This is a genomic window from Halopiger goleimassiliensis (assembly GCF_000455345.1).
GTDB lineage: Archaea > Halobacteriota > Halobacteria > Halobacteriales > Natrialbaceae > Halopiger_A > Halopiger_A goleimassiliensis.
This window is the reverse complement of the sequence record NZ_HG315690.1, coordinates 2,099,048-2,125,396: the sequence shown is the minus strand read 5'-3', so window position 1 is coordinate 2,125,396 and position 26,349 is coordinate 2,099,048. Positions and strand designations below refer to the sequence as shown.

General features: G+C 62.4%; 25 protein-coding genes, 1 tRNA gene and 1 pseudogene. 14 read left to right on the top strand and 13 right to left on the bottom strand.

Annotated elements, in window-relative coordinates; translation table 11 throughout:
* Nucleotides 1-61 precede the first annotated feature (61 nt).
* Both TX79_RS19025 and TX79_RS10435 read left to right on the top strand, forming a co-directional pair.
* Nucleotides 62-1,258: a sulfatase-like hydrolase/transferase gene (locus TX79_RS19025; protein WP_195892487.1), complete on the top strand. Its 1,197-nt coding sequence runs from the start codon at nucleotides 62-64 to the stop codon at nucleotides 1,256-1,258.
* Nucleotides 1,255-2,664 carry a sulfatase gene (locus TX79_RS10435; protein WP_049927383.1) on the top strand — a complete coding sequence of 470 codons (1,410 nt, stop codon included), beginning with the start codon at nucleotides 1,255-1,257 and terminating at the stop codon, nucleotides 2,662-2,664. Before TX79_RS19025 ends, TX79_RS10435 begins: the two co-directional genes overlap by 4 nt.
* Before the next feature lie 54 nt (nucleotides 2,665-2,718).
* Here TX79_RS10435 and TX79_RS10430 read toward each other — a convergent pair whose 3' ends face one another.
* Complete coding sequence (locus tag TX79_RS10430) at nucleotides 2,719-3,624, bottom strand: hypothetical protein (RefSeq protein ID WP_154660499.1); 906 nt, start codon at nucleotides 3,622-3,624, stop codon at nucleotides 2,719-2,721.
* A gap of 218 nt (nucleotides 3,625-3,842) precedes the next feature.
* Between TX79_RS10430 and TX79_RS10425 the strand changes: the two genes are divergently transcribed.
* Complete coding sequence (locus tag TX79_RS10425) at nucleotides 3,843-5,273, top strand: sulfatase family protein (protein WP_081655533.1); 1,431 nt, start codon at nucleotides 3,843-3,845, stop codon at nucleotides 5,271-5,273.
* 136 nt (nucleotides 5,274-5,409) lie between these two features.
* Complete coding sequence (locus TX79_RS19020; protein ID WP_195892486.1) at nucleotides 5,410-6,753, top strand: O-antigen polymerase; 1,344 nt, start codon at nucleotides 5,410-5,412, stop codon at nucleotides 6,751-6,753.
* 80 nt (nucleotides 6,754-6,833) lie between these two features.
* Here TX79_RS19020 and TX79_RS10415 read toward each other — a convergent pair whose 3' ends face one another.
* The 5 genes from TX79_RS10415 to TX79_RS10390 form a co-directional block, all read right to left on the bottom strand.
* Nucleotides 6,834-7,787, bottom strand: a complete 954-nt coding sequence (locus TX79_RS10415) for an NAD-dependent epimerase/dehydratase family protein (protein ID WP_049927379.1) — start codon at nucleotides 7,785-7,787, stop codon at nucleotides 6,834-6,836.
* 572 nt (nucleotides 7,788-8,359) lie between these two features.
* The gene (locus TX79_RS10405; protein ID WP_049927377.1) at nucleotides 8,360-10,828 is read right to left on the bottom strand and encodes a hypothetical protein; all 2,469 of its coding nucleotides are present in this window, start codon (nucleotides 10,826-10,828) and stop codon (nucleotides 8,360-8,362) included.
* A 554-nt stretch (nucleotides 10,829-11,382) separates the two neighbouring features.
* Nucleotides 11,383-12,399: a winged helix-turn-helix domain-containing protein gene (locus tag TX79_RS10400; RefSeq protein WP_049927376.1), complete on the bottom strand. Its 1,017-nt coding sequence runs from the start codon at nucleotides 12,397-12,399 to the stop codon at nucleotides 11,383-11,385.
* Between the two features lie 169 nt (nucleotides 12,400-12,568).
* The gene (locus tag TX79_RS10395) at nucleotides 12,569-13,402 is read right to left on the bottom strand and encodes a hypothetical protein (RefSeq protein ID WP_049927375.1); all 834 of its coding nucleotides are present in this window, start codon (nucleotides 13,400-13,402) and stop codon (nucleotides 12,569-12,571) included.
* Between the two features lie 195 nt (nucleotides 13,403-13,597).
* Nucleotides 13,598-14,359: a hypothetical protein gene (locus TX79_RS10390; RefSeq protein WP_049928354.1), complete on the bottom strand. Its 762-nt coding sequence runs from the start codon at nucleotides 14,357-14,359 to the stop codon at nucleotides 13,598-13,600.
* Between the two features lie 115 nt (nucleotides 14,360-14,474).
* On the opposite strand from TX79_RS10390, the gene TX79_RS10385 reads away from it, so the two are divergent.
* A complete protein-coding gene (locus TX79_RS10385) occupies nucleotides 14,475-15,248 on the top strand; it encodes an AAA family ATPase (protein WP_049927374.1) in 774 nt (257 codons plus the stop codon).
* A 34-nt stretch (nucleotides 15,249-15,282) separates the two neighbouring features.
* Here TX79_RS10385 and TX79_RS10380 read toward each other — a convergent pair whose 3' ends face one another.
* Nucleotides 15,283-16,440, bottom strand: coding sequence for a CBS domain-containing protein (locus tag TX79_RS10380; protein WP_049927373.1), 1,158 nt, complete (start codon nucleotides 16,438-16,440; stop codon nucleotides 15,283-15,285).
* Between the two features lie 117 nt (nucleotides 16,441-16,557).
* Between TX79_RS10380 and TX79_RS10375 the strand changes: the two genes are divergently transcribed.
* The 4 genes from TX79_RS10375 (at nucleotide 16,558) to TX79_RS10360 (ending at nucleotide 19,574) form a co-directional block, all read left to right on the top strand.
* A complete protein-coding gene (locus tag TX79_RS10375; protein ID WP_230198566.1) occupies nucleotides 16,558-16,887 on the top strand; it encodes a lycopene cyclase domain-containing protein in 330 nt (109 codons plus the stop codon).
* Nucleotides 16,888-16,973: 86 nt separating this feature from the next.
* The gene (locus TX79_RS10370) at nucleotides 16,974-17,756 is read left to right on the top strand and encodes a CAP domain-containing protein (RefSeq protein ID WP_049927372.1); all 783 of its coding nucleotides are present in this window, start codon (nucleotides 16,974-16,976) and stop codon (nucleotides 17,754-17,756) included.
* A 157-nt stretch (nucleotides 17,757-17,913) separates the two neighbouring features.
* The gene (locus TX79_RS10365) at nucleotides 17,914-18,696 is read left to right on the top strand and encodes a YihY/virulence factor BrkB family protein (RefSeq protein ID WP_049927371.1); all 783 of its coding nucleotides are present in this window, start codon (nucleotides 17,914-17,916) and stop codon (nucleotides 18,694-18,696) included.
* A 125-nt stretch (nucleotides 18,697-18,821) separates the two neighbouring features.
* Nucleotides 18,822-19,574: a hypothetical protein gene (locus TX79_RS10360; RefSeq protein ID WP_049927370.1), complete on the top strand. Its 753-nt coding sequence runs from the start codon at nucleotides 18,822-18,824 to the stop codon at nucleotides 19,572-19,574.
* 33 nt (nucleotides 19,575-19,607) lie between these two features.
* Here TX79_RS10360 and TX79_RS10355 read toward each other — a convergent pair whose 3' ends face one another.
* Nucleotides 19,608-20,516: an AEC family transporter gene (locus TX79_RS10355; RefSeq protein WP_049927369.1), complete on the bottom strand. Its 909-nt coding sequence runs from the start codon at nucleotides 20,514-20,516 to the stop codon at nucleotides 19,608-19,610.
* A gap of 259 nt (nucleotides 20,517-20,775) precedes the next feature.
* On the opposite strand from TX79_RS10355, the gene TX79_RS10350 reads away from it, so the two are divergent.
* Nucleotides 20,776-21,468 (top strand): hypothetical protein, encoded by a 693-nt coding sequence (locus TX79_RS10350; RefSeq protein ID WP_154660498.1) that lies wholly within the window; start codon nucleotides 20,776-20,778, stop codon nucleotides 21,466-21,468.
* Between the two features lie 181 nt (nucleotides 21,469-21,649).
* On the opposite strand, the gene TX79_RS10345 is transcribed toward TX79_RS10350, so the two are convergent.
* Nucleotides 21,650-21,724 (bottom strand) — tRNA-Val (locus TX79_RS10345).
* 40 nt (nucleotides 21,725-21,764) lie between these two features.
* A complete protein-coding gene (locus TX79_RS10340) occupies nucleotides 21,765-22,031 on the bottom strand; it encodes a DUF7553 family protein (protein WP_049927367.1) in 267 nt (88 codons plus the stop codon).
* Nucleotides 22,032-22,291: 260 nt separating this feature from the next.
* On the opposite strand from TX79_RS10340, the gene TX79_RS10335 reads away from it, so the two are divergent.
* Entirely contained in the window at nucleotides 22,292-22,933 is a 642-nt protein-coding gene (locus tag TX79_RS10335) for a helix-turn-helix domain-containing protein (protein ID WP_049927366.1), read from the top strand.
* Between the two features lie 87 nt (nucleotides 22,934-23,020).
* The gene (locus TX79_RS10330; protein WP_049927365.1) at nucleotides 23,021-23,323 is read left to right on the top strand and encodes a DUF7344 domain-containing protein; all 303 of its coding nucleotides are present in this window, start codon (nucleotides 23,021-23,023) and stop codon (nucleotides 23,321-23,323) included.
* Nucleotides 23,324-23,409: 86 nt separating this feature from the next.
* On the opposite strand, the gene TX79_RS10325 is transcribed toward TX79_RS10330, so the two are convergent.
* Nucleotides 23,410-23,943, bottom strand: a complete 534-nt coding sequence (locus tag TX79_RS10325; protein ID WP_049927364.1) for a cob(I)yrinic acid a,c-diamide adenosyltransferase — start codon at nucleotides 23,941-23,943, stop codon at nucleotides 23,410-23,412.
* Between the two features lie 118 nt (nucleotides 23,944-24,061).
* On the opposite strand from TX79_RS10325, the gene TX79_RS19680 reads away from it, so the two are divergent.
* The gene (locus TX79_RS19680) at nucleotides 24,062-24,235 is read left to right on the top strand and encodes a DUF7838 family putative zinc beta-ribbon protein (RefSeq protein WP_195892485.1); all 174 of its coding nucleotides are present in this window, start codon (nucleotides 24,062-24,064) and stop codon (nucleotides 24,233-24,235) included.
* A 37-nt stretch (nucleotides 24,236-24,272) separates the two neighbouring features.
* On the opposite strand, the gene TX79_RS10320 is transcribed toward TX79_RS19680, so the two are convergent.
* Entirely contained in the window at nucleotides 24,273-24,917 is a 645-nt protein-coding gene (locus tag TX79_RS10320; RefSeq protein WP_049927363.1) for a hypothetical protein, read from the bottom strand.
* Between the two features lie 288 nt (nucleotides 24,918-25,205).
* On the opposite strand from TX79_RS10320, the gene TX79_RS10315 reads away from it, so the two are divergent.
* Complete coding sequence (locus TX79_RS10315) at nucleotides 25,206-25,400, top strand: hypothetical protein (RefSeq protein ID WP_049927362.1); 195 nt, start codon at nucleotides 25,206-25,208, stop codon at nucleotides 25,398-25,400.
* Nucleotides 25,401-25,812: 412 nt separating this feature from the next.
* On the opposite strand, the pseudogene TX79_RS20095 reads toward TX79_RS10315, so the two are convergent.
* Nucleotides 25,813-26,202 (bottom strand): annotated as a pseudogene (locus TX79_RS20095) (type II toxin-antitoxin system VapC family toxin).
* Between the last annotated feature and the right edge of the window lie 147 nt (nucleotides 26,203-26,349).

Genomic DNA, 26,349 nt, shown 5'->3' with positions numbered 1-26,349 from the left:
ATGACAGGTTTAGTGATGAACAGGTATAACACGGACGTCGTGGATGCCACCGTCACGACTGATGCCATCCGCACTTTCGTCCCTTTCGTCGATCGACGTATCGAACGTTTTCGTCTACGTCGGTGACGCAGTTCGATGGGATTATACGCCAGAAGTCGTCTCCAACCGTGGTCTCACCTGTAAGACGATCGCAGCGTCCATCCATAGCCCCACGTCGTTCGCGTCACTCGTTACAGGGCACCATCCGCCGAAACACGGCGTCGACGAATTTACGAATCAGATTCCGACCGACGTAGATCGCGTGTTTGATCTTCGTGGGTTCCAAACGCGATTCGTCAACTCGGTCAGGGATCAGACGTCAGGCACTGATCCACTTTTTTCGGTGCTTGATATTGATCCCCCCTCGATCGACGATGCGTTTGAGGGCGTCGAGGAGCCGTTTTTTGTAGTCGAACGAGGTCCAGGTGGGCACGCACCGTACGGCGACTTCGATGGATCCGCGTGGGAGTACTTCGAAAGCCGCGGTAATCAATCAGCACGGCGCTTCCAGGCGGAATACACTACCTCGGTCGGTCGAGACGCAAGCCAATTTACTAGTCGACTCGAGGAACTAGCCGACCGTGACGTCCTTGAAGACACCCTCGTCGTATACACTTCGGACCACGGCGAACTTCTCGGCGAACGCGGCCTTCTCGGCCACAACGGTCCGATGCATCCAGCCCTAGTAGAAGTCCCGACGGTGTTTATTCACCCGGACCTCCCGTCCTGTCGACCGTCGAAGGGGGTATTTCGGCACGTTGATCTTTTCCCCACTGTACTCGGTGCGCTCGATAACCAGGCACCGCCGGTAGATGGACGATGCATACAACGTGACGGATTAGCATCGAACGGCCCATCGTTTTATCGTTCGTCCCTTCCGACGGGCTCTATCCCTGGCTGTACTGGCTCACTGAGTTACGAAGGCGTCTGGGACTCAAACGGGGGTCACGTCTTTGCCCGAACGCCGACACCGGAACGGCTCGTAGCGATCGTCGGAACGGCGCTCAAAAGTCCAAAGCGAGCGTATTATCGGGCGAACGCACCAAAAGCGATCAGGACTTACCTCGAGAGGCAACGGACATACGGAACACCGTCGACGTCGGTGACTGAGGCCAAAACTCACCTCGAATCCATCCGTCGAAACGGGTCGGGCGGTCAGTCGATCTCCCTCTCAGAAACACAGCGCGAACAACTCGAGGACTTGGGGTACCTATCATGACTGAAGCGAACGAGTACAACGTCATCCTCGTCGTTCTCGATACAGTTCGCGCAAAACAACTCGGGTTATACGGACGTGATATCGACCCGATGCCAAACCTCTCTGAATTTTCCGAGGACGCAACTGTATTCGAACGTGCATATACGAACGCTCCGTGGACGCTCCCCGCTCACGCGTCACTGTTCACTGGGAAACTTCCATCTGAACACGGCTGCCACGGGGGTTCGCTCGGGTTCACTACCGACCACCAGGCTCTCGCCGAAGCGTTTTCGAACCTAGGATACCGTACATACGGCGTTAGCAATAATATTTGGATAAGTGATCATTTTGAGTTCGACGACGGATTCGATGAATTCTACAAGGAATGGCAACTGTTTCGCAGTACTCGGGAAATTGGGCATATCTCGAGGGAAAAAGAACGTGATCTAACGACGAGTGATCTTATCAAAAAGCTCCTCCGTGGAAATCCGCTGATCAACGTGACCAACGGGTTGTACGCAAAGTTCCTCTACAGGCGGAATGATTTCGGTGGAAAGCGAACGACGAGACACCTATCCTCGTTGGTGAATGATGCGTCGGAGCCGTTCTTTCTCTTCGTGAATTATATGGAGGGGCACGCGCCGTTTATTGAACACAATTGCACATCGAAGTTCGTTCCAGAGGAGATAGACAATATCGATCGATACACAGATCTCAGTGGTTCGTCACTCGAATATCACGTCGGCGATACGGAGATTAGTGATGCGGAGTTCGATATCATGGAATCGCTATACGATGGTGAACTCAACTATCTCGACTGCCAGCTAGGACGACTGTTCGAAGCAGTTCGTGACGATGGTCAACTCTCGGACTCGATCGTAGTCATCGTCGGTGATCATGGGGAAAATATCGGCGACCACGGGCTGATGGCCCATCGATTCTCGGTGCACGATACCTTGCTGCACGTTCCGCTCGTCATTCGACACCCTGAATATGGTCGAGGAGTCCGGGTCGCAGATCCCGTCGATTTCCGCGACCTCTACCAGTGGCTCACCAGCGATCCATCGCAAACATCTCCGACGACGCTTCCATCTGAGGGCCCGATCGTCGCTGAGTACCTTTCGACGGAAGCCACGCCCGAGATCCGATACGACTCGTTTGAATTCGAAGGTAGCGAGTACGATCGGCGTAAAATCGCCGTTCTAAACGACGAGCACAAACTTATCGTATCGGACGACGGCACTGCCCAGTTGTACGAGTACGGGGGTTGTCCAGATTTCGAAATCAATGGCGAACAGATCACCGATCCGCACGTGAAGTCTCGTCTCCGTGAATTCTGTACGGGATTCGATTGGGAGGAGACACGCACTGTGGACGAGCGAGATACCGTCAAAGAACACCTCAAAAAACTCGGGTACATGGATTAGGAATCGTCCCACAATGACCGAACGGTGCCCGACTTGTACAGGTGTTTCTCCTGGTTACGATCGATAGCCCAATTCTTCGAGTCGGTTCCGGACCTTCTGTGACTCGTACGTGTGGTTCGTCGTCACCGATTCTCCAGCGCGAATTCTTCGTCGTTCCTCGCTCTTGAACTCCATCCACGGGACTTCCACCAACTTCGGGTGATACAGCCGTTCCGGATGCCCGTAGTGTTTGGCAGGGAACGGGAGGACGCGTTCCCCGGCCATATTTCCGTGATCGGAACTAATGACGACTTTCCCATCAAGATCGTCCACGAGTGGCAAGACCTCCTCCAGAGCGAGTTCGAGGTTTTCGACGTAACATGTCCAGAGCGTCTCTTCGTCAACCGAAATGCTTCCCTCCATCTTTGAGTACCACAGTGCCCGTTCGGACGACGGGAGCTGATCCGCGCTTGGACCAAGAAACGGGAGATGAGGCTGTAAAAAGTGTGCGAGGATTCGTTTATGAGGATACTCCTCAGCGATGTCGCGCGTTACAGCCGCGACCGTTTCCGCCGGAACGGTCTCGAGGTCGTCGTTCCAGTACTCATCCCACAGATCGTATACCGCGTGAAATTCCACGTCAATCTGATCAGCGTGATTCGCAAACTGGGGATTGGCAACCACGTACACCGTATCGTCTAGTTGCCGTCCGTCAAAATTAGTTCGGAGCCACTCTGCGGTCGACGAACCCCTCGAGATCCGTTTCTGGAGTCGCCTATCGGCACCAATGGCGTCTCGGAACATGTCGTATCGACAAGCATCAAGAACTAGTAGATGATCCCAATCTTCTTCGACGATGTCGATGCCTTCGGGACAATGTGACCGTAACCCGCCACGGGAGTAGTACAACTGGTTCAATTTTCGTGCGACTAGTGAGGGGCTCCGAATGCCACGCTGGATTTTCTCGACCACCTGATCCATGACAGTGCCGTTTGACGAAGTCGTCTAAATAATCTGGTTACGCTCTCGGTGACTTACCAACTTGAGGACTGGTCCAATTGGTCTCTTTTCGATCGTCAATGGAATCCCCTGTACATACGGTGTCTTCGTTAGCGTTCCCGTAAGGTTTCACTCTATCGTACAATCATCACTCGTTCCAAATACCTATTTGTGGGTCGGTGAAACGGGATAGAACTGCCATGAACGTCCTCCTCTACGTATTCGACGCGTTGCGAGCTGACCACGTTGGCTGCTACGGATACGATCGACGAACCACGCCGAACATAGATACACTCGCTGCTAACGGCATCCGTTTCGAGAAGTGTATCAGCCCGAGTACGTGGACGCGTCCAGTCGCCGCCTCAATCCTCACAGGGCTTTATCCCCCAACACACGGTGTTCGACGAATCTCTGACGGGTTCAACCCTCCCGTGCCAACGCTCGCTGAACAATTTCGCTCAGCGGGTTACCGGACTATTGGTGTCGGATCGATGCCGAACATGAACTCCTCATGGGGATTCGATAAGGGGTTCGATGTCTACAGGGACCTGTTCGAAGACGACATCGTTCAGCAACGGGCTACCGACGACCACGAACGGACGGACGTTCCTTTGGTTCGGGCAGAGGACGTGACTCGTGGATTCAAAGAAGAACACGATGTCGATTCGGATCGGCCGTTCTTCGCCTTACTCTGGTCCAACGAAACGCACGGTCCGTACGTCCCACCGGAGGAGCATCGGAATTTCGTTGACGAAACGTATTCTGGCCCGGTCGATGGGACGATCGATTCGACACTCGATTCCGCTACGGAGGAAGACATCCAGCATCTCGTCGATCTATACGATTCCGAAATCCGGTACAACGACGACTGCTTCGGCACGCTGATTGACTACCTTGGACGAATGGGCGAACTTGAAGATACGCTCATCGTCGTCCTCGGAGACCACGGAGATGCCTTCAACGAGCACGGAGAGTTCGGGCATGGACTCCCGCCGCATGAAGAGCTCGTACACGTTCCCTTGATCGCATCTTACGGTGACTCGAGAGTTGAGTCTGCCATCGTCGACGAACTCGTTAGTCTGGTCGACCTCTATCCTACCCTCCTGGAGTACGCCGATGTTGACGTTCATGACACTGTCTCGGAATCTCTACAAGGCCGTTCGCTAGCGGGTGCGATGACTGGCGAATCCGTCGATGGACATGAGCATGCGTTTGTGGACGTCTGTACCTACGATGTGACGGAAACCTCACAGGCGGTCCGGTCGGACGAGTGGAAATACATCCGCTTCGATAGGGGTGAGAAGAACGCTAGTTGGGTAGTTCGCTCGGCCAAACTAGTATTGGAAAAGAACCTTCTCCTCGATATTTTACAGAATCCGACGTACTATTACCGTCGCTTCGTTGAGCAGGACGATAGCGAACTTCTGTACGATCTGACCACTGATCCAATGGAAACTGAAAACGTCTCTGAAGACCTTCCGGATCACCGCGATCGGTTCGATCGACTCCTTGAGGAGTGGTGTGCTGAGTGCGAATCAATCAGGGCTGATATGGACGCGACAAAGACCACTATCGAAATCGAAGATGGGACACAAAAGGAACGATTGCGTCAATTAGGGTACCTTGAGTAACTATGGGACGAGATCGATCTGGAGAGGATGAAATTTGCCCGTCCATCGATCTTGAAGGTGCGTTTGAACGGACGAGGGTTGTGGTGAAGGTCCCCAACCACACCGGTCGTAGGAGGTGCTCGGATAGGAAGTCATGATGGCTGTCACAACAATCGGCACCGATCTTTCACCAGCCGTTCAGTTAGTCCTGCTCGCCTGTATCGGTTTGACCGTGATCACAGTGGGCTATCTTCGTGAAGAGGACGTGTTTTCACCACTCGGCTTTGTCGGACTCGCGTATCTGATGGGTTGGTTCGGACCCTCACTTGATTACGCGATCAGGGGCGACGCTAACAATTTTCTTTTCGGCAACGGAATCAACTATCTCGTTGTACCGATGGGGATGAGTGTCCTCGCCGTTGCACTACTTGTCGTCGCGTACGTCTCCCCAACTGGAGAACGTATTGCACGCCATGTCCCTGAACTAACGGTACAATGGGACGAAGATCGTGCACTGACGGCTGTCAAAGTGTGCTGTCTCGTAGGAACCGTGTCGTTGATCATCTTTTTTTACACTTCCGTTGGATGGCCTACGTCGCTTGCAGAGATTTCCGATAAGCGTGATCTTCCGACGTTGTATATCCGGTGGGGAACGGACTTATTCCAGGTTGCTGCCGTTTTGTACTTCCTAAATATTGTGAAAACTGGAACGTCCCTTCGTTCACAACAGGGAGTCGTACTGGGGATATTGGTCATACTGGGAAATATTACTCCATTCGTAGCTAGTTCACGTTCACGACTGCTTTGGTTTTTCGTACTGCTGGTCGTCTGCTATCACTACTCTCGAAGAGAGCTTAAAATTGGAGAGCTAGCCGCTGTCGTTGCTGTCGTTGGTCTTTTTGCGAAAGTTATGCTTGGACTTCGAAGAATCGCGAGATATGAATCCCTATCGCTGTGGGATCTTCCCACGTACCTCCTCTCGGTTGAATCGTTTAGTGCAATCGCTGGAGCAAAGCGGACCGAATTAACCATTGTGTCTCACATCTATCACATGGTGCCGGAACAGTTTCCCCCGATGTTCGGAGAAACTCTCCTCTACCCATTCGTCTTCCCGATTCCGAGACGAGTGTGGCAGTCGAAACCGGCGAACATTGGTGACCAACTGGGATCTGCGGTCTACGATATTCCGGCCGGAACTCCACCTTCTCTCGTCGGTGAACTATATCTCAACTTCATGATGATAGGGGTTATCGTTGGTGCGATCGTCCTCGGCATCTTACTCCGGTTCGGGTACGAGTACTTCGAACCAGGATCATCGTCGGAGGTTTCTCTCGTCATATACGCTCTTATTGCTATACACTTCGGAACGAGGTTGTTTACTGGCCAGATGACGTCTCTGATAACACTGATCCAATGGCTCGTTTCGCTTGCAGTCATTTTCCTGTTTATCAATGGTATTCCATCGACGTACAAACGGACGATAGAACATCTCACTAGCTGACCGTCTTAGTTTCACTTGCCAGTGTTCGCCTAATCTATACCACCGATGCAGCCAACGACGCTAAAACCGATTATCTAAGATTACGACTCCACGCTAGATACGGAATTACTCAGGGGAGTGTTGTACTGGTTACAAACCAATTGTATCCCCTCCTCGAGGGAGATCTCCGGCTTCCAGTCAGTTGCAACCTGTAACTTCGAGCAATCCGCACACGTATCGTACACGTACACGTCCTCGGGAATCGGGTTCTCGGTGTACTCCGGCTCCACGCTCGTCCCGAGCTGCTCGTTAAGGCGCTCGACGACCTCGTTGAACGAGTAGCGCTGCCCGGTGCCGACGTTGAACACCCCCTCGAGTCCCTCCTCGGCAGCCACCTCGAACGCCCGGACCACGTCGGAGACGTGCGTGAAGTCACGCGTCTGACTCCCGTCGCCGTAGAGGACCGGCGACCGCCCGTTCGCGATATCGTCGGCGAACTGAGCGATGACGTTGGCGTACTCGTCCTTGTGGGCCTCCGCGCCGTCGTAGCCCTGGTAGACCGAGAACAGCCGAAGGCCACAGGTCGTCAGATCGTAGTGGTTCGCGAAGTACTCGGCGTAGCGCTCTCGAGCCAGTTTCGACGCTTCGTAGCCGGTGTTGACGGTTACGGGGACGTCCTCGGGGGTCGGCTCCGTTCTCGAGCCGTAGATCGACGACGTCGAGGCGTAGACGATGGTCTCGCAGCCGTCCTGGCGGGCCTGCTCGACCGTGTTCACGAACCCTTCGACGTTCACCCGCGCTCCCCGCTGGGGATTCGACTCGTGCATCGCGTACGACGAGAGCGCGGCGAGGTGAAAGACCACGTCGACGTCGGTCGGCAGGTCGTCCTCGAGGACGCACCGCTCACGGTAGGTTACCGACTCGTCGAGGTTGTCGGGCGTGCCGAGGTAGCCGTCGTCGATCACGATCACGTCGTTTCGGTCGGCGAGTTCGGTCGCGAGGTTCGAACCGATGAACCCAGCACCGCCGGTCACGAGGATGCGCTGTCCCTGCATATCAGCCCGGAGAAAACCCGGAGACGCTGGTAAACCCCGTGTACACTTCGAACTGACTGTCGAGTGAAGGCGAACGTTTGACTGGCAGTTCATACGAGAAACGCGCCGATGATCGACGAGCGCATCGCACGACTCGAGTCCGCACTAGTGTCTCGAATCGAACGGAGCGCTCGATGGTCGCGTGACTCCGGGCGGACTAGCGACCGGCATCACGGAGCGTCGCTAGTCGCACTAGTCGTCGATTGCGGATCCGTGTGTAAGCCTAGCCTTCTGTAGTCAGGGCACCGAACGGGACGCTGCGGTGGAGAACGTCGTAGCACACGACTCGTTCCGGACCGATCGCGAGCGCTCGAGCACACTGCCGTCGTCCGTCGAACCCGTTCAACTGGCTGACACAGGCCGACTGGAGGACCGATTCGTGGATCACGGCCCCCGCACCACGGCTCGAGTCGATCACAGTGGGCGGAGGACGTTTCGTGGACGTCTCGGCCGCAGTAGGAACCGTACTCGAGCGTGGCCGAATATCGATCTCGAGTCGGTATCGTCCCCGTCAGGATTCGTCGGAGACGGGGTTAGGGCGTCACGACGGTGCCGTTTTCGACGTCTTCGGGCGATACCTCGACAGTTCGATCGCCGACCGTGTACTCGCCCGAGTAGGGAACTCGCGCCGTGAGTTGGCCGTTCTCGTTCGGTGTCAGCTCCTGCTGGTAGTGAAACTGCAGGTTCGACACCGTCACTGCTGCCTCGACGGTCACCGGGCCGTCGGATTCGGCGGCGACGTCGCCGGGAACGACGATTTCGGCACCGGGTACCACCGCGAAGGCTGTCGTATCGTCCGTGATCCATATCGCCTGATAATGCTCGAGCGGGTCGCCGTCCTCCCCCCCAGTGCCGAGCTCCGCGTGTAACTGCGTGTGGGTACTCGTTTCGGGGTAGCCGACGGCGTTCGTCAACACGACGTAGCCGACGTCGTCCTCCTGGAAGCGCTGATACCACTCGTCCGGTGAGTCGTCGGCCAGAAAATCGCGGTAGTTTGCGAACGCGTACCGGTACGATCGCGCCTCCCCGTTCACGAAGTAGTTGTACATCCGGTTGGGGGTCCACGGACTGAAGACGTAGTTCTCGGGATACTCCCGGTCGACCGCTGATGCGTGGGTGTCGATGACCTGTGCCGTCTCGTACTCGCCGTCTGTGTAGGCCGTGTCGGTGACCAGCGAGGGCACGTAGAAGACGCTGACGCCACAGATCAACAGGACGATCCAGACGACGCCGACCGTTTGCACCGCACCGTCCGGTATCCCGATGCTCGTCGTCCGATCGGTTCCATCATCGCTCCGTCCGCCGTCGCTGCGCCGTGGGTTCGGACTCGAGGGCATCGACTCGGTGATCGTGGTTCGGTGAAACGGCATCGGTACTCGGGCCAGATCGACGACCGCCAGGACGTACACCACGCCGACGGCACCGAGTATCGACAGGGGGATCGATAGCTGGGCGGCGAACCGGCCCTGCAAAGCGGCGAGTCCGAGCCAGAAGAGGACGTACACGGCGAGCAACGTCCAGCCGGGTTCGTATCGCCGAACGGAGAGCCAGCAGGCCCATCCGAGGACGACCAGACCGACGAAGAAGCTGACGCCGACCTGGATCAGCGGCCCGAGTACGATCCAGTCGTGGAGGCCGAACAGCGAGACGGATTCGATGACGCCCGGTCTGAAGTACAGGTCCATCGCGCGGTCCCACAGCCGGAGCCAGTCGTCCGGACGGATCACCCTGAACGCGGCGAGCCCCAGAACGAAGAGGAGCCCCTCGGCCACGAGGAGCCAGCCCGGAGCGACGTCGATCGCTCTCGCCACCTCGGCGAATCCCACGGCCACGAGCGCACCGAGGAATACGAGGACCGGAACGGACGCGGTAAACGGCTCGTGCCAGCCCAACCCGAGGTGAAAGAGGCCGGACAACAGCGTCGAGATGCCTAGTCCGGCCAACAACGGGGCGTTCGCCAGCCCCGGTGACAGGTCGGCCCGGAGGTCGAGCAGTACCTTACAGCCGACGTACGCCGCGACCGGAACGAACATCAGAACCGATCCGCCCCACGCGTACGCCGAACAGGTGGCCGCGATACCGAGGACGACGGCCGCGAGCCACGCCCAGGGGGTCCGGACGTGTCCCCAGGCAGCAGTCCGGGGCGAGTTCAGCTGCCGCCGTTGCTGGACGTCGACCGCCAGCCAGGCGAGGGTCAGGAGCGTCACGCCCATCCAGAAGTACTGGTGGAGACGGTGCTCGAGGAAGCCGACCCCCGTGTAGACGGCGTGGACGGGCGTGAGCGCGAGGAGGACGACCGACAGGACCCCGATGCGTGCGTCGTCGGTGACCAGGACTGTGAGACAGTAGACCACGACGCCGAGTGCGATCGTCGACACGACGGGAAGCCACGTGACGACCTGATCGACGGCCCACTGATCCCCGCCGAGTAACTCGGCGACGAACCAGTTGGTAGCGTGCGTCAGCGGTCTGCGCTCGCCGTCGGGAATCGCCGTCAGGACGCTCCAGTCGGTCGGCCCGTCGGCCACCTCGACCAGTCCCTCGAGCCGGTAGAGATAGTAGTACGGGTCGTTCGCCGGCGGAACGACGTCTCCCTCACGGACGACGGCGGCGTAGTTCAGGCTCCGGGTGACGAAGAGCAAGCCGAGCGCTCCGATCAGCGCGACCGCGGCTCGCGGGTCGAACCCGACGTGGGGTCCGACTTCCTCGCTCGAGTCGCGTTCGGCCGATACCCGTTGGGTCGGCACCTCGTCTCCGTCGAGCGCGGCCTGCACGCCCTCGCGACTCGCGAGTCGATAGCCGTCGTCGACGCTGGTAACGATCCCCCGGGAGACGAGTTCCCCGAACGTCCCCGAGTCGAGGGGTTGGTCCTCGAACTCCCAGGTCTCGTGGTCGGCGTCGATCTCGAGAACCGTCCGGAGCGCCTGCTCGCCGTCGTCGTACGCGTCGCGGAACTCGGCAGCCGCCTCGGCGACCGCCGCTGGATCTGCGTCGGAGGTCATGGTCTCGCCTCGGATCGTACCGGAACGGAGCACTCGCTTCCCCACGGGCCGGAACCGTCACCCCGGTCCTGGCGAGTCGTCCGCCGGCGTGGCTGGTTCGGTAGCCGTATCACCGAGACCGATTTTGTTTGTATCCGCTTACAGGTCGGCGAGCGGGTAGCGTTCGTCGACCGAACGTACGCGTCCGAGGCATTGAACGTGCGCGTCGAGGCACTGACTGTGTGCGTCCGAGACACTGACTGTGTGCGTCCGATGCATTGAACGTGCGCGTCGAGGCACTGAACGTGCGCGTCCGAGGCGTGGACCGACTGTCGCTCCGGGCGGCGTTCGTCGCGACCTGCACCGATCGAAGGACCGTTCGAGGGGCAACTCCCCGACGGTCCGTTCCCTGTCGGGACGTGTCTGCTGTAGGTTCCAGTTACCACACCGCTACTCAGATCAGTGGCCCGTTCCTCGTGAGGAGTCGTGGTTCGTTCCAGTACCGGGTGCTAGTAACCGCATTCGAGACGGCTCCGGCATCGGCCAGCGAGGGGGATTCGAACGACGGCGGAGAGCTAGTCGGAACCGGCAGTCGATCCGGTCGTCACCGCCTTCACGATCTCCAGTTCCTCGCTCTCGGAGATGTGATCCGCCTCGAGGCAGGCGTGGAGGACTTTGTGCGTCAGTTCCGGATCCGACGCGAGTCCGGTCCCGTTCCCCCGGGCGGTCTCCTCGTCTGGAAGGTGCTGTGCGACGTCCTCGAGCCGGGCCGTGACCGTCGAGAGCTGCTCGACCAGTTCCTCGTGGGGGTCGGCCCTCGCCGGCGACGCGGGGTTGGGCGTTTCGATGCCGGTTCGGCGCTCGTCCGCCGACGGACGATCGACGGACGAGGCGGCATCCCCGTCGGACGCGTCGGCGTCCCGCTCGTGAGCGGCGTCGTCGACGTTCGTAGTCGGATCGTCCTCGGTCTCGATCGGGCCGCCGTCCGTCGTAAACCGCGCCCCGTCGAACAGTTCGGCGACGAACCGGTGGCGGTCCGACCACTCGAAGCCGTCGATGCCGTTCACGCGCTGGTTGATCGTCGCGCTGCTGACGCCTAACCGATCCCCGAGATCGGCTTGCGTCGCGTCCGGGTACGCCTGAATCGCCCGCAAGGTCTCCAGTTGTTTCTCCGTGACGTCGTCGGGATCCGGTGGCGTCTCGTGGTCGGTCTCCGATCGGTCCGAACGCTCGCTCATCGTTGGGTCGTGGTCGTTCGACGGCATCGTACTCTCGGTCGTGTCGTTCGGGAGCGTCTCCTCGTCGGGCTCCGACCCGGGTTCGGTCGAATGCTCGTTCACGCTATCCGGCGTGTCTTCGAGCGGTGGGACGGACACCTCCCCGTCGGGACCGTCTCCGGTGGCTGGATCGCCGTACTCCTCGAGCACGTGCTCGACGATACCCGTCGTCGCACCGCTGACGTCGTCGGCGATGTCCGCCATCGACGCGTCCGGTTCCTCCGCTGCGCGGTCGAGGATCTGTTTGTGAATGACGGCTCGTGGGACCTTCGAGCCGCTCTCGGTCGCTGTGGTGGCTGGGCGCGAGTTACTCATCGTCTCCCCTCGAGAGACTCGTTCGGGCCAGCGAACTTCGCCCCGGCCCTTAACTGTTGTTCAGTTGATCCGTACGGTTTCGTCGTTAGTGAGACGTTATCGGCCGGTACCGTGAGGAACCCGACGTCGATCGTGGGCGTCTCGTCCCGGGACGTGGCGGCTACGAGTACTACGGGTCGTACGTACCCGGCTCGACGAATCCGCGAACGACGGGATAGGACCAGCCGAGGACGAACCCGTACGCGAGGAGGGCGACGAACCCGGGACGATGGAGGTACGGAATCGGTCGCGGGAGATCGGCGATGGCGGCCAGCACGACCGGCAGTGCGAGGGCGACGCCGATGCCCCAGCAGACGATCCCGAACACCGCCCCGAGGACGCCACCCCAGTGTGGAGCCAGCCGCCGGTCGACCGGTTCGATGGCCTCGAGGAACGCAGCGAAGACGGTGCCCCCTGCGACGCACGCGATACCCAGCACGACGACGCCAGCGCCGGCGCTGTCCCACCCAGCGAGGATTCCGAGCGATTCGACGGTGGCCGTTCCGACGACGGCCGCCAGTGCGAGGCCGGCGACGAGACCGGCGACGGTCGCTGCGTACCCCGCGACGAGAACGCGCGCGACGAGTCGGCGATCGGTGCCGTCCGCGGCCGACGACGGACGGTCGCCCCCACCGACGGACCCGGCGAGTGAGAACAGGCCGACGGCGAGGACGAACGTCAGTACCGCCCCCGCGATGGAGCCGAGTGGACGGTTGTCGAACGGCGGCCGATCGAGCGTGTAGTGCGCGGCGAAGACGTTCCCCCACCGCGAGTCGTGCAGCACCGAAAGCAGGTCAGCGAACAGCGGGGTTACGCGGTGGACGTCCGGCAACATGCCCCAGATCCCACCGCTCACGACGACCCAGAGGGCGTGCTGCTGTCGTCCCGACCGGAGCACGAACGGCAGGCCGACCACGAGGGCCAGGGCGGCACCGACGAGAAAGTGGACGAGTGCGGGGGCCATACGCGTGCCGTCGACAGTGGCACGATCGATGGCTAAAACGGTCACCTTGCGCTCTCGAGGGACCCGATATCGGGAGATTCGGACCCTCAATCCGGTAGCGCCGAAGGGGAACCGCCGGATATCGAGCGAGTAATCGGACGGTACAGGATCCGTAGCGCCCAGCTAGGGACCAGCGAGAATCGAGCAGCCAGGAGGTCAGCCGTCGTCCGAACCGGACGCCGACGAGTCCGCGCGGTGTTGCTCGAGGGCCTCGTCGATCGTCAACTCGCCCGTCGCGACCCGCCGAGCCAGTCCCGCGTCGATCGCGCGGTTCTCGTCGCTGCGTTCGCGCGAACGGTCCTTGATGACCTGGAGTTCGCCGTCGGTCGGTTCGATTTCGCGGGCGTCGACGACCTCGCCCTCGAGGCGGGCGATGTTGACGGCGGCGAGGACGTCGCCCATTCCGCGGGTGCCCGTGCCGAGGTACGGCGTCGTCCCGGTCTCGTCGACGAGTTCGACGCGGACGTCCTCGAGTTCGTTGACGAGTTTCGCGCTCTGGAGCCGGGCACCGTCGCCGATCTTGACGATGGGGTCGGCCGCCTCGTGGACCTCCCGCTGGACGACCTCGACGGCGTCGCCGATCGGGACCTGGAAGGCCGCGACGACCGTCTCGCCCGCGAGGACGGCGATGCCGGGTTTGCGGCCGGGGTCGACGCCGACGACGGTGCGACCGCCCGACCCCCGGAGTGCGGTCAGCGCCTGATCGACGACCCGGCGCGCCGCGTCGGGTTCGGCGACGATGGTAGTCGCGTCCGTCTCCGCGAAGTCGTCGGCGTGATCCTCGTCGGTGACGATCACGGTCGTCCGTTCGGGGAGGTCGTCGTCGGGTTCGATCGTGGTGAACGTGGTCCCGCGGTCCCGGAGCTCGTTGACCACGCCGTGGTACACCTCGAAGTCCTCCGTGGCGACGACGATCACGTCGGAGGGTTCGCTCCCGATCCGAATAAGCGTATCCGACCGGGTCGGTCGGCGTACGCGAGCGGCTCCGGGGACGTTCCGGGGGGTTTTTGCGCCGACCGTTCCAAGGACGACCGTGAACGACGAGGCGATCCCGACCGGCTGCAGGGCGGTCGACGAGCTGCTCGGCGGCGGCTTCGAGCGCGGCACCGTGACGCAGGTCTACGGCCCGCCGGCGGCCGGCAAGACCAATCTCGCGCTCTCGGCGGCCGTCGAGACCGCCGCCGCGGGCGGAACCACGGTCTACATCGACACCGAGGGCGTCTCCGTGGATCGGTTCGAACAGCTGTTGTCGGCCCGGACGGACGCGGACGCGCCGCCTCGAGCGCTCGTCGACGCCGCGAAGTCGGGTGACCTCGACGACGAGCCGTTCGAGGCGGGATCCGACGTCGAGACGCTCGCCTCCCGGATCGTCGTCGAGGACGCGCTGGACTTCGAGGAGCAGGCCGAAGCGGTCCGGGACGTCGAGGCCTTCGCCGAGCGCGCGGACCTGGTCGTCCTCGACAGCGCGACCGGCTTCTACCGCCTCGAGCGCACCGGCGACGGCGACGAAGGGGAGGCGCTCCGCCGGGTGGCCCGGCAGGTGACGCATCTCCTCTCGCTGGCCCGGAAACACGACCTCGCGGTCGTCCTGACGAACCAGGTGTTCTCGGACCCGGAGTCGGATCGGACCCGCGCCCTCGGCGGCAACACCTTAGAGCACTGGACCGGCGTCGTCCTCCGCCTCGAGCGTTTCCGCGGCGGCAACCGCCGGGCGACCCTCGAGAAACACCGCTCGAAACCCGCGGGCGAGAGCGCCCAGTTCCGGATCACCGAAACGGGTCTCGAGAGCGGCGACGCCACTCGGTGAGGCTGGCTGCGAAAAACAGCGAACGCGGCCGCCGTTACAGTTCGTTGAGCTTCCGGAGTAGCTGGCCCCGGTACTCCTCGTCGCTGGTGATGCCTTTCATCTCGAGGACGCGGCGTTCGAGCTTCTCGAGGGCGACGCGGAAGGCGTTCTCGGCCCCGTAGCCCTCGCCGGTGCCGGCGACCTGGTCCTTGTTCGTCCGCAGGCGGATCTGACAGTGGACCAGCGGCGTCCCGCGGAGTTTCTCCTTGTGTTCCTTGAAGCGGACGTGGGCGTGGTGGACCTGCATGTCGGCGTACTTGTCCGCGACCTCCTCGATGCCCTCGACGACGCCTTCCCGGGTGATCGTATCGAGCATCGAGACGTTCGAGATTTGAACGTCCATGCGCTCTTCCTCGGTGAACGTCAGCGCGCGCAGGACGTCGGTCTTCGTGATGACGCCGATGACGACCCGGTCGTCGTCCTCCGGGGTGACGACCAGGCCCGCGTAATCCCGATCGAGCATCGTCTCGACGGCCTCCTTCGCGGTCGCATCGAGGGTGGTCGTCTCGACGGGGCTGTTCATGATGTCGTAAACCGGCACGTCGAGCATTCGCTGGGTGTCGCCGACGCGGTCGCCGGTCGTCGTCGAGTTGCTCTTGCGGATGACGAAGTCGGCGATGTCGTGGGTCGTCACGACGCCCGAGAGGTAGCCGTTCTCGTTGAGCACGGGCAGTCGGGAGATGCCGTGTTCCCGCAGCTGGTTGATGGCGCGCCCGATGCCGTCGTCCTCCTCGAGCGTGACGGGATCGGCCGTGTAGATGTCCTCGACGGTGAGGGTATCGAGGTTGTCGAGGACGGCCTCGAGGATGGCATCGTCGGTGATGACGCCCCAGAGGTCGCCGTTCTCGAAGACGGGTGCGACCTTCGCGTTGCTCTCGATGAGGATGCGTGCGGTCTCGCGGACGTCTTCCTCGCGGTCGACCCGGGGGGAGGGCGCGCTCCGACTCGGCTTGATCAGCGCTGCCACCTTGGCGTCGTCCTCGACGTGGGACTGGAGGACCTCCCGCTCGCTAATGACCCCCTCGTACTCCCCGTCGTCGGTGACGATAATTCCCTTGGGGTTGTCGTCCTCGAAGGTGGACCGGACTTTCCCCATGCGCGTGCCGACGTCGACTTCGATGTACTCCTGGGTGGCGATATCAGCAATATTCATCGTCCTACGTGGACCTACTGCCGCCGGGGTTTTTAACATACTGCCTGTTCCCACACCGTCGTGGCGTCGTGACGGTCAGGGGGAACGGTTTTGGGGCCGCCCGTGGTGGTGGCAGGAGTGACTCTCGAGACCGACCGGCCGGTGCCCGACATCGGCGTCTTCGGCCGGTACACCTACCTCGCGACCGAACTGTTCTGGGGGACCGTCGCGTTCGCGTTGCTCCGCCGGGCCGGCGCACTCCGCAAGGCCGCGGTAACGATCCTCGCGCTGTATCCCGTCGCCTACGTCTGGGATCGGTACACCCTCGCCGTCGGCATCTTCGACGTCGAACTCCGGACGGGGATCGACGTCGCCGGCATCCCGCTCGAGGAACACCTCTTCATGGCCGTCGTCCCCGGACTGGTGATCGCGTTCCACGAGACGATCTTCGGTGATCCGGCCGAGTAATCGGAGACTTCTAATCGGAGCGAGCGAGTATCACCGACTGCAACTCGCCACGGCCCTCTTGGTTCGCTCCGTGGACGTGATTAGTGATGGATCGCGACCCGCCCCGGACGCCCGACGATCGAGTGCCCGGACCAGGGCAGTCGCCCCGGGCGTTGCTCCGATCGCTCGCCCGCCTGCTGGTGTTCGCCGTCCTCGTCGCGGGGCTCGTACTCGGCGCAGTGACGGTCGCGCCGACGGTGTTCGACGACCTCGAGTCGCTCGAGGACGTCGACATCGTCGACCGACCGGACCCCAGTTCCGACCCGCCGCCGGCCGGCGAGCGCGACCCCTCCGTGACCGATCCCGCCGATCCCGGCGTTTCGCGTTACGAAACCGGGGTCGAGACCGTCTCGTCGGACGACGTCGAGGACTTCGTCCACGCCGAGGTCAACCAGCGTCGCGACGAACACGGCCTCGCCCCCCTCGAGTGGGACGGTACCGTCGCTTCGGTCGCCCGCGCCCACAGCTACGACATGGCCGAGCGCGACTACTTCGCGCACACGAACCCCGACGGCGAGGGCCCGTTCGACCGGTTCCGGGACGTCGACGACTACTGTCGGGGCTACGGCGAGAACATCGCCCTGACGTGGGTCGATCGACCCGTCGACCGCCCGGACGGCGAGCCGACGACCTTCTACACCGCCGAAGGGCTCGGCGAGGGGCTGGTCGACCAGTGGATGAATTCGACGGAGCACCGCGAGGCCATCCTCGAGGAACACGGCGGTCCCGCCTGGGACCGCGGCGGCGTCGGGGTCTACATCGCCGACGACGGGTCCGTCTACGCCTCGCACAACTTCTGTACCGAGTGGGGCGTGGATACCGGTTGGTGATCGGTCAGTCAGCCGGACGTAACCAGTTCGTCGGCCGCCTGTGACCGGCCGCAGGGCCACGTCACCGCCCCGCTCAGCGGTGTGACCGGCCGCCAGTAGCGTATCAGTATTCGCGACGGAATCCCACGTACTTAGTGGTCCGGTTCGTACAGCGGGTATGGACGCCAGGGCGTTCCTCGAGTCGGTCTACCGGACGGCTACGGATCGCGAACTCACGTTTCTCGCGGCCGGGGTCGCCTACTACGCCTTCGTCTCGTTGCTCCCGCTGGTGTTGCTCGCGCTGGTCGTCGGCTCGCTCGTCGGCGGCGAAGCGCTCGCGGAACGGCTCGTCCTGCTGGCCGGCGATTTCCTCCCGGCGGCCGGCGAGGAGTTGCTCGTCACGACGCTGACGACCGAGGCAGGCCGCGCCGAGGCCACCGTCGTCGCCCTGCTGGTCGCGACGTGGGGCGGGCTCAAGGTGTTCCGGGGCCTCAGCCTCGCGTTCGACAGGGTCTACGACGAGGCTGCCAGGGATCCGCTGCTCGAGCAGTTGCGTGACGGTATCACGGTCGTCCTGGCGATCGCGACCGGCCTGGCGCTGATGGTCGGCGTCGGCGCGGTGCTGGGGCTCGTCGCTCACGATCTCCCCTTCGCTGGCGTTCTGGGCTGGCTCGCGCTCCTCGTCGGTCTCGTAATCGTCTTCCTGCCGATCTACTACGTCCTGCCGCCCGTTCGCGTCACGATCCGCGAGATCCTCCCTGGAACGCTGGTCGCCGCCGTCGGCTGGGTGCTCCTCCAGGCCGGCTTCCAGCTCTACGCCGCCAACGCCGGCCGGTACCAGGCCTACGGGGCCGTCGGTGCCGTGCTGTTGTTCGTCACTTGGCTCTACTTCGCCGGGGCGCTCGTCCTCGTCGGGGCCATCGTCAACGTCGTCCTCTTCCGGCCGTCCCTCGCCGAGTAGCAGTCGCGACCAGCCGCCCGACTGCCCCCGATTCTCGCCGAAGGTCTCAGCGTTCGTGTCTGTTCAATTATCGCGACGTTCCTGTGGGGGAAAGGTTATGGTGTCGGGGTCGACATTGGCGAACGATGGGCGACGAGCAATCACACCGACCGTCGTCGGCCGAGGACGCCGACTCCACCGACGACGAACCGGGCACGGATTCCCTCGAGCCAGGTGGGGGCCCGCGTCGCGTCGTCTCCGACCAGAGCGTCGACGACATCCTGAACTCGCTCGAGGAAACGCCGGGGTCGACCCCCGACGACGGCGGACAGACGATGACCTACGAGGAATCGGCCGTCAGGACCGTCGAACGAACGGACGACGCCGAACCCGCGGCAAGCGAACAGCGCGACGCCGACGGCGCGAGCGACGGGGCGGATTCGTCGGCGGAGGCACAGTCGACGTCGGCCGCCGACTCCCTGGTCGAGGAGGCGGAACGGGAGTCGACGGCCGAAGCCACTACCGACGGTGAGGACGACCCATCGCAGTCGGCCGACGGGGATGGGGACGCGACGCAACCGTCACCCGACGAGATCGCCGATCGACTCGAGAGCGCCCAGCGTACCGAGATCACCGGCGCGGACGTCCGCGCCGCCGAGACCGACCCGGACCGCGAATCGACGCCCGACGTCGGCGAGATCGACCTCACGATGGACGACCTCGAGGAGACGGTCGGCGATTCCGCCGACGGGACGGTCACGTCCGACGACTCGTCTGGAACGGAGGACGCGGGTCCGCTGGCGGGATCGATCGATTCCGACGCACAAGCAGAACCGGACGACGACGAGGCGTCCGAACCAGGGGTCCTCGGTCGCGTGAAGCGGTTCTTCTTCGGCTAGCGTCCGTCGCGGCGCTCGTCGCCACCGTCGCCGTTACCCAACGGCGGTGATGAGGACGAACAGCGTCGCGATCGAGGCCAGCGTCGTCGTGAACACGTTCAACGAGGCGAACTGCCGATCGCCGCCCAGCGCGTTCGCGAAGACGAACGTGGAGACGGCCGTCGGCGTGCCCAGCATCACGACCGCGGCCGTGAACGTCGCGTGATCGACCGAGAGCGCGCCGAAGACGAACCACGCGAGAAGCGGCATACAGCAGATCTTCAGTGCGATCACTGATCCCGTCGCCCCCGGATCGATCGACGGGCGATCGACCTCGAGCGACGCGCCGACACACAGCAACGCGAGCGGCAGGGCGAACGCGCCGATCACGTCCAGGCCCGTGGCGACGACCGTCGGCGCAGTGATCGGGCTCGAGCCCAGCGCCAGCCCGGCGAACAGCGCGAGCAACACGGGGTTGGTGGCGAGGCCCCGAAGCTGGTTCCCCAGCGCGGCGTCGGCTCCGTTGAGCGTCGAGAGGACGACGATGGTCAGCGGCAACTGCACCAGCGTGACGACGCCCAGGACGACGCTCGCGATGGCCGTGATTTCAGCGTCGAACGTCGCGGCGACCAGCGGCAATCCGAGATAGCCGAGATTCGAGTGATACGACTGGACGATGGCCACGCTCCGGCGTGCGCTCGAGGCGCGACGCCGGTGGACGAACCAGGCGATGCCCGCCGTCGCGAGGACGACGGCCACCAGCCCCGCGAGCAACGGCACCGAGACCAGTTCGTCGATCGCCTGGTCGTACGTCGAGACGAAGATCAGCGCCGGCAGCGCGACGTAGTACGCCGCCGCGTTCAGCCGCGCCGTCCGCCCGTGATCTAGCACGCCGACCGTCCGGAGGCCGGTCCCCACCAACAGGATCACGAGTAGCGCGAGCAGCCGGCCGAGCACCTCCATACCTCGTCCGAGTCGACTCGGGTTCTTTTGCCGTTCGATTCGGGCGCGCTCGAGTGATGCTCCGGTACCGCACCAACATCGGCGTCTCCGGGCGGGAGGCGCTTCGACTGTCGGTTCTCCCGTTGCAACCCCGGCTTTCGGTCGTCTTCACCGCCGAGATGTGTGGAACCGACACTCGGCGATCCGCTCACGACCCGTCACGTGTCGTCGATCTCTCACACGAGAGAAAACACTTACCCACCCCACCGGTCGTGTGGATATGAACCGCCGCACGGTCCTCGCTGGTGCTGCTATTCCCCTTCCAAATCTCCTCGCAGGATGTGTGGATACTGGACCCGGGACTTCGAGCGATGAACAACCGTACGAACGCTGTTCGCAGACGATACTCGCGATCACGTCATTACCAGACCCCGCAGCGAAGGAGGTCAGCGCGGCACTCGACGACGACGTCTACGAGAGTGACGAGCCGCTGGTTCTCGACGAGGTGATGGATACCGACAGCTCGTATCTAAGCGGATCCGACGAACCGGTCGCGTACTACGAGCCAGTTCTCGAGTCGGAGGGGAGCGGGTATTCGCTTCGACTCGAGGAGGCGTATCCAGAAACGGCATTAGATCTCGGTTTGGCCGTCGTAAATGAAGCGGCGGAACAGCGGGAGATCACCCTTCGCTTGAGTGCTGGTGGCGATCGCTTCTTTGTAGACGAGTTCGACCTCCCTTCCGAGGAACTGGTCGATCTTCCTCCCGAAGTGGACTACCGGTACGGAACGATAGACGTCGAAGTGGAAACGGAGAAACTCTCGGCGGAAACCACGTGGGCGGTAGACGAGTTTGGAGCCGGGTACGTTCTGCGAGTCGACGACGAGACGATCTCCGTGAGTGGTCCCGAGGATGCAGTTGAGAGAAACAAGTGCAGGTGGGACGCCGACGGAAACGTGGAAATGCGGTGGTGATACGGCGTGGAGACTGGGTTGGTCCACCTCACGAACGACTCGAGTGGGTTGGGGCAGATTTGAACTCCGCCCGAGAACCTGCTCGCTTCGCTCGCAGAACCTCGGTCTAGTTCAAATCTGCCGGACAATTTTTGCCGACGCGGACTCGTCGCTGTGCTCCTCGTCGTTGCGTCGGCAAAAATGGGTTGGGGCAGATTTGAACTGCCGACTTCCTCCGTGTGAAGGAGGTATCATAACCGGACTAGATCACCAACCCGCACGAGGGAGTATCGGTGCGGTCGACTTAAGGCTTCCTTTCACCGGCCGTCGGGCCGGCGAGCATCGACGCGCGCTCGAGCCTCGGCGACCGTCTCGCGCGCTCGGCGTTCGACGCCTCGCTCGAGGGCGACGACGTCCTCGCGAACGGTCTCGAGGCGGCTGGGTTCGGGCTCCGGTTCGGGTTCGGATCCGAGACGAGTCCGAACGCGCTCGAGGTGGGGATCGAGGTGTTCGCGGACGCCGAGGACGGCGTGGTGGACGGCGCGCTGGAGGTAGTACCGGCTGTCGTGGAAGTGCTTGCTCATGGAACAATCAGGTATTGAGAGGCGTCGCGAGGATATAGCCCTGTCGCAGGGCCGACCGCCATCGGCCGCAGGAATCCCGCGTCGGGCCTGACGCGGGACCGATCAGCAGACGGCGACTCGAGCGGACGACCGTCGCGCTCGAGTCCTCGGGTCGACGGCCCGAAACCCGTCGAGAGCGCGCTATTTCGGGTGTCGATCCGTCGTTTCCTCACATCGTTCATTAAAAGAGATTTATAAATATTGGGCCTAATTCTTTACCCGTGTTGGTCGCCGAATACCTCGTCGGGTCGTCGATACTCCAGCGGACGCTGACGACGTGCGATGAGGTGACGCTTCGGAACGAGGAACGGTATCGGATCGACGATACCGTTCGACTGCTGTTCTGGATGTCCGGGACTGACGTCGAGTCGTTCGACCGGGCACTCGAAGCCGATCCGACGGTTACGAACCCGGTCCGGCTCGATTCGGTCGATTCACAGCACCTCTACCGGGTCGATCTGACGGCGACCGGCCGACGACGGACGACGTTCTCGTCGTGGGCCGAGGACGACGTGATACTTCTCGAGGCCATCGGCACCGAGGAGGGGTGGCGGATGCGGATGTGCGTTCCGGATCGAGAGACCCTCCTCTCCTACCGCCGGGCGTACGCCGAACTGGGCTGTTCGTTCACGCTGTTGTCGCTCTACGAGCGAACTGATCCCGACGAACTGACCCTGCCGGAAGTTTCGCCACGACAACGGGAAGCGCTGCTACTGGCGTACGAAGCGGGTTATTTCGACGTCCCCCGATCGGCGACCCAGACGGAACTCGCCGATCGACTCGGAATCTCCTCCCAATCCGTCTCGGAACGGTTACGTCGGGCGATCGCCTCCCTGATCGAGTCGGTGTTCCGCCGCCGGTAACGGATAAAACCCTGGAGAGCAAGGTCGATTGCTTACGGTTCCAACCATCGGATTTTTACTGCGACGACACATACCCATCGCCACGACGTGTTGTTTACGGCGCTGTCGGATCGGGATCGTCGCTTGCTCTGTACACACCTGGCGGATCGTGGAGCCTCGATCGGGGTCGGGGACGCGACGGCCCATCTGCTCGAGGAGACGACGAACGACGGCGATCGCTCCCGCCGTTCCCTCGAGATCGAACTGCATCACACCCACCTGCCGCTGCTCGCGGACGCGAACGTGATCCGGTACGACCGCTCTCGGGACCGGATCGAACCGGGAGAGAACCTCCAGGCCGCCTGGACGCTCATCGAAACGGCGACTCGGGAGACGCTCTTCGTCAGCTGATCGAGCGGCTCTCGGCCGGAGTTCCCGTTCCGTCTACCGTTCCGGTCGTGGTGGCGCGGCTGTAGGCTTACCGCCCTACGCGTGGGTCAGTACTGCGGCGCTTCTTCCGGCTCGCCGTCGCGCTGGTTCACGACCCGCGCGAGCGTGAACAGGCCGTCCGAAAGCCGGTTGAGGTACTGGACCGCCTGCTCGTTGATCTCCTCCTCCGACGCCAGTGCGACCGCGCGGCGTTCGGCACGCCGACAGACCGTCCGGGCGTGGTGCAGTCGTGCGCCGTCGTCGCTGCCCGTCGGCAGGATGAACGACGTCAGCGGCTCGAGTTCCTCGTCGTACTCGTCGATCCACGCCTCGACGGTCTCGACGTGCTCGGCCCGGATCACGGGGTCGTCCTCTTCGGGATCAGGGTTCGCGAAGTCCGCCTGCACGACGTGAAGGTGGTTCTGGACCGTCCGCAGTCGTTCGTCGACGTCCTCGTAGCCCGTCGGGCGGACGGTTCCGATGAGCGCGTTGAGTTCGTCGACGGTTCCGTAGGCCTCGATTCGCGCGCTAGCCTTCGAAACGCGGGTCATGTCCCGCAGGTCCGTCTCCCCGTCGTCGCCGCGGCCGGTGTAGATCGACATGGGTGTCAGGACGGACGGCCGAAACTTAATGACTAGCGGGCACGGATTCGGCCACGTTACGGTCCACGCCGGAAACAGTACGTTAAACACGCCTCGGTTCCAACGCCAGCACAGAGCCATGGAACTCGAGCACGACTGTCCCGAGTGCGGCGAATCCAAGACCTTCTACCGGGCCGCGAGTACGACGCTGCACCTCGGCGAGAAGGTCAAGTGGCACTGCCCCGACTGTGACTACGGCTTCGTCCGAATCGACGGCGACGACGGCGTCGATACCAGCACTGCGGACGCCTGATTCGGCCAGGGTTGTACTTCCGTTTTCGTCCTCCGCGTCACTCGAAGGCCGCGACCAGCGTCCCCGCCTCGAGCGGATCCGGTAGCTGTGACTCGAGGTCCTCGTCGCCGGTGATCGGGTCGTCGACCTCGGCTCTCACTAGGCCTGTTTCGTCGATGGCGTAGACGACACTGCTGTAGCCGATGTCCGCTTGCCACATGATACCGTCCTCGTCGACCCCGCTGGTCGCGCCGGCGGCCCGCTGCAGGAAGACGACCGTCACGTCGTCGTACCAGTCGAACGTCTCCCGTCGCTCCAGACTGTACCCGATCGAGAGGATCGCTCCCGACCGCCGATCGTTACAGAGGATGTCGTGGGTGAGGTACGCCTCGTCGAACGCTTCGAGGTACTCGAGGACGGCCTCACCGGTGACCTCGGTCGGCGGGTCGGGATAGGGAATCGTCGCCGCGGTCTCCGCGGTGTCCGTCTCGTCACCCATTTCGATCTCGACCGACTCGGATTCTTTCTCACACTCCGGGCGGGAGGGTTCGTCCGCGAATCGCTCGCGAATCGGTCCATCGGTGTCCTCGCCGTCGGAGCCGTCGTCCCCCGGGGTTCCGGTTCCTGTCGAATCGTCGTTCAAGCAGCCGGCGATCGCACCCATCGCGATCCCCACTGCGGTCACCATCGTCCGTCGATGCATGACTCGAACGTTTCACCACCGTGTATAAAAACCGACGCAGAGTGAAACGGACGTTTCAGTCAGCACTCGCCGTTAGTTGTCGGTCGGTCCCTCCGCGCGGTCGAGGATCGGTCACCGACGATCGAGTGCGGCCCCTGGAGTCCGGTTGCCCCCTTCCCGGGAGCCGATCCGAGAGTTCGCTTTCGTCTCGATCAGTTCCGTCCGGTGAGGGATCGATTCGGTGGCCCGATGACCCGGGTATTTTCCGTCTGGCAATCCTTGTGGTTGTACTCGGAACGGCGCAGTTCAGTGACTACTCGAGATGAGACCAAAGAGAAGGCCCTCGGCGTCTGTGAGGACTGCGGTGAACTCTTTACCGTGTGGATTCGAGACGACGGGTCCGTCTACCCGATCAGTCCCAACAACGTCTGTGGCTGTGAAGCGCCGACGCCACGACAGATCGACGAGGCGGAACTCATCGACGAGGAACGGAGCGACCCCTGACTGGTCGTCTGCGCGTGGGGGATTCGCCTCGGGATCCTCCCGTCCCGCGGTTCGGTAGCAGTGCCGGCGGATCGTTGTTGCCGTCGCGTTGACTCGAATCGGACCGATATCGATGGCCGGTCTTCGGCTCGGGCGACGTGACGCGGGTCGACAGGGCCTGGTCCATCACTGCCCCGTCGGCGCGATCGGTCCGATCGGTCTCGAGGTCACACTCGACGCCGGTCCGCTCGAGACTGCAGATCACTCGGGAGTCGTTGCCGCGGTGATTCGGTGCGACCGACGGTCGATACGGCTCGGCGGTGATCGAGCCGCCAGAAAAGCCGTACCCGACGAGCTGGGGTCCCTGAAACAGGCGATCGTCGTAACCGCGCTCGAACCGCCCGTATTTCGGATGGTTCTGCGAGCGATCCGATTAGATGACGTCTTGCGGTGTTTTCGCCCCGTGTTCTCGAAGCTCGCCATCGAAGGTGACGAGCGTCGCATCGACGGCGTTCGCTGCAGAGAGGATAATCGCGTCCATCGGGTACAGTAGCGTCTCCTCCTAGAGACGGTTCGCTTCAACGAAGTCGGAGGCGTCCGGGAACGTAACCGTCGTCCGGGCCGACACTCGCTTTTCGATTTACTCGACGTGATCCCGCTCGACCCGTTTCTTTTTCGCGAGGACGGTTCGAAGCTCCATGAGATTCAGCATGGACGTGTACGTCTCGTCGGACTCGTTGAGTGCTGTGACGGCAGCATCGGACCGTTCAGTATCCCGGACGACGGCCGCGACGAGAACGTTCGTGTCGAGAAAGAGCCTCATAACCGTTCGCGAACGTCCCGAACTGCTTCGACGGAATCCATCTCGACATCCACGGCCAGCTCCTAGAGTGCATCACCGAGGGGGACCTCCTCGTCGTCCTCGGGGTCCCTGTCAAGGAATTCGGTGAAATCGTCGGTCGTGAGGGTC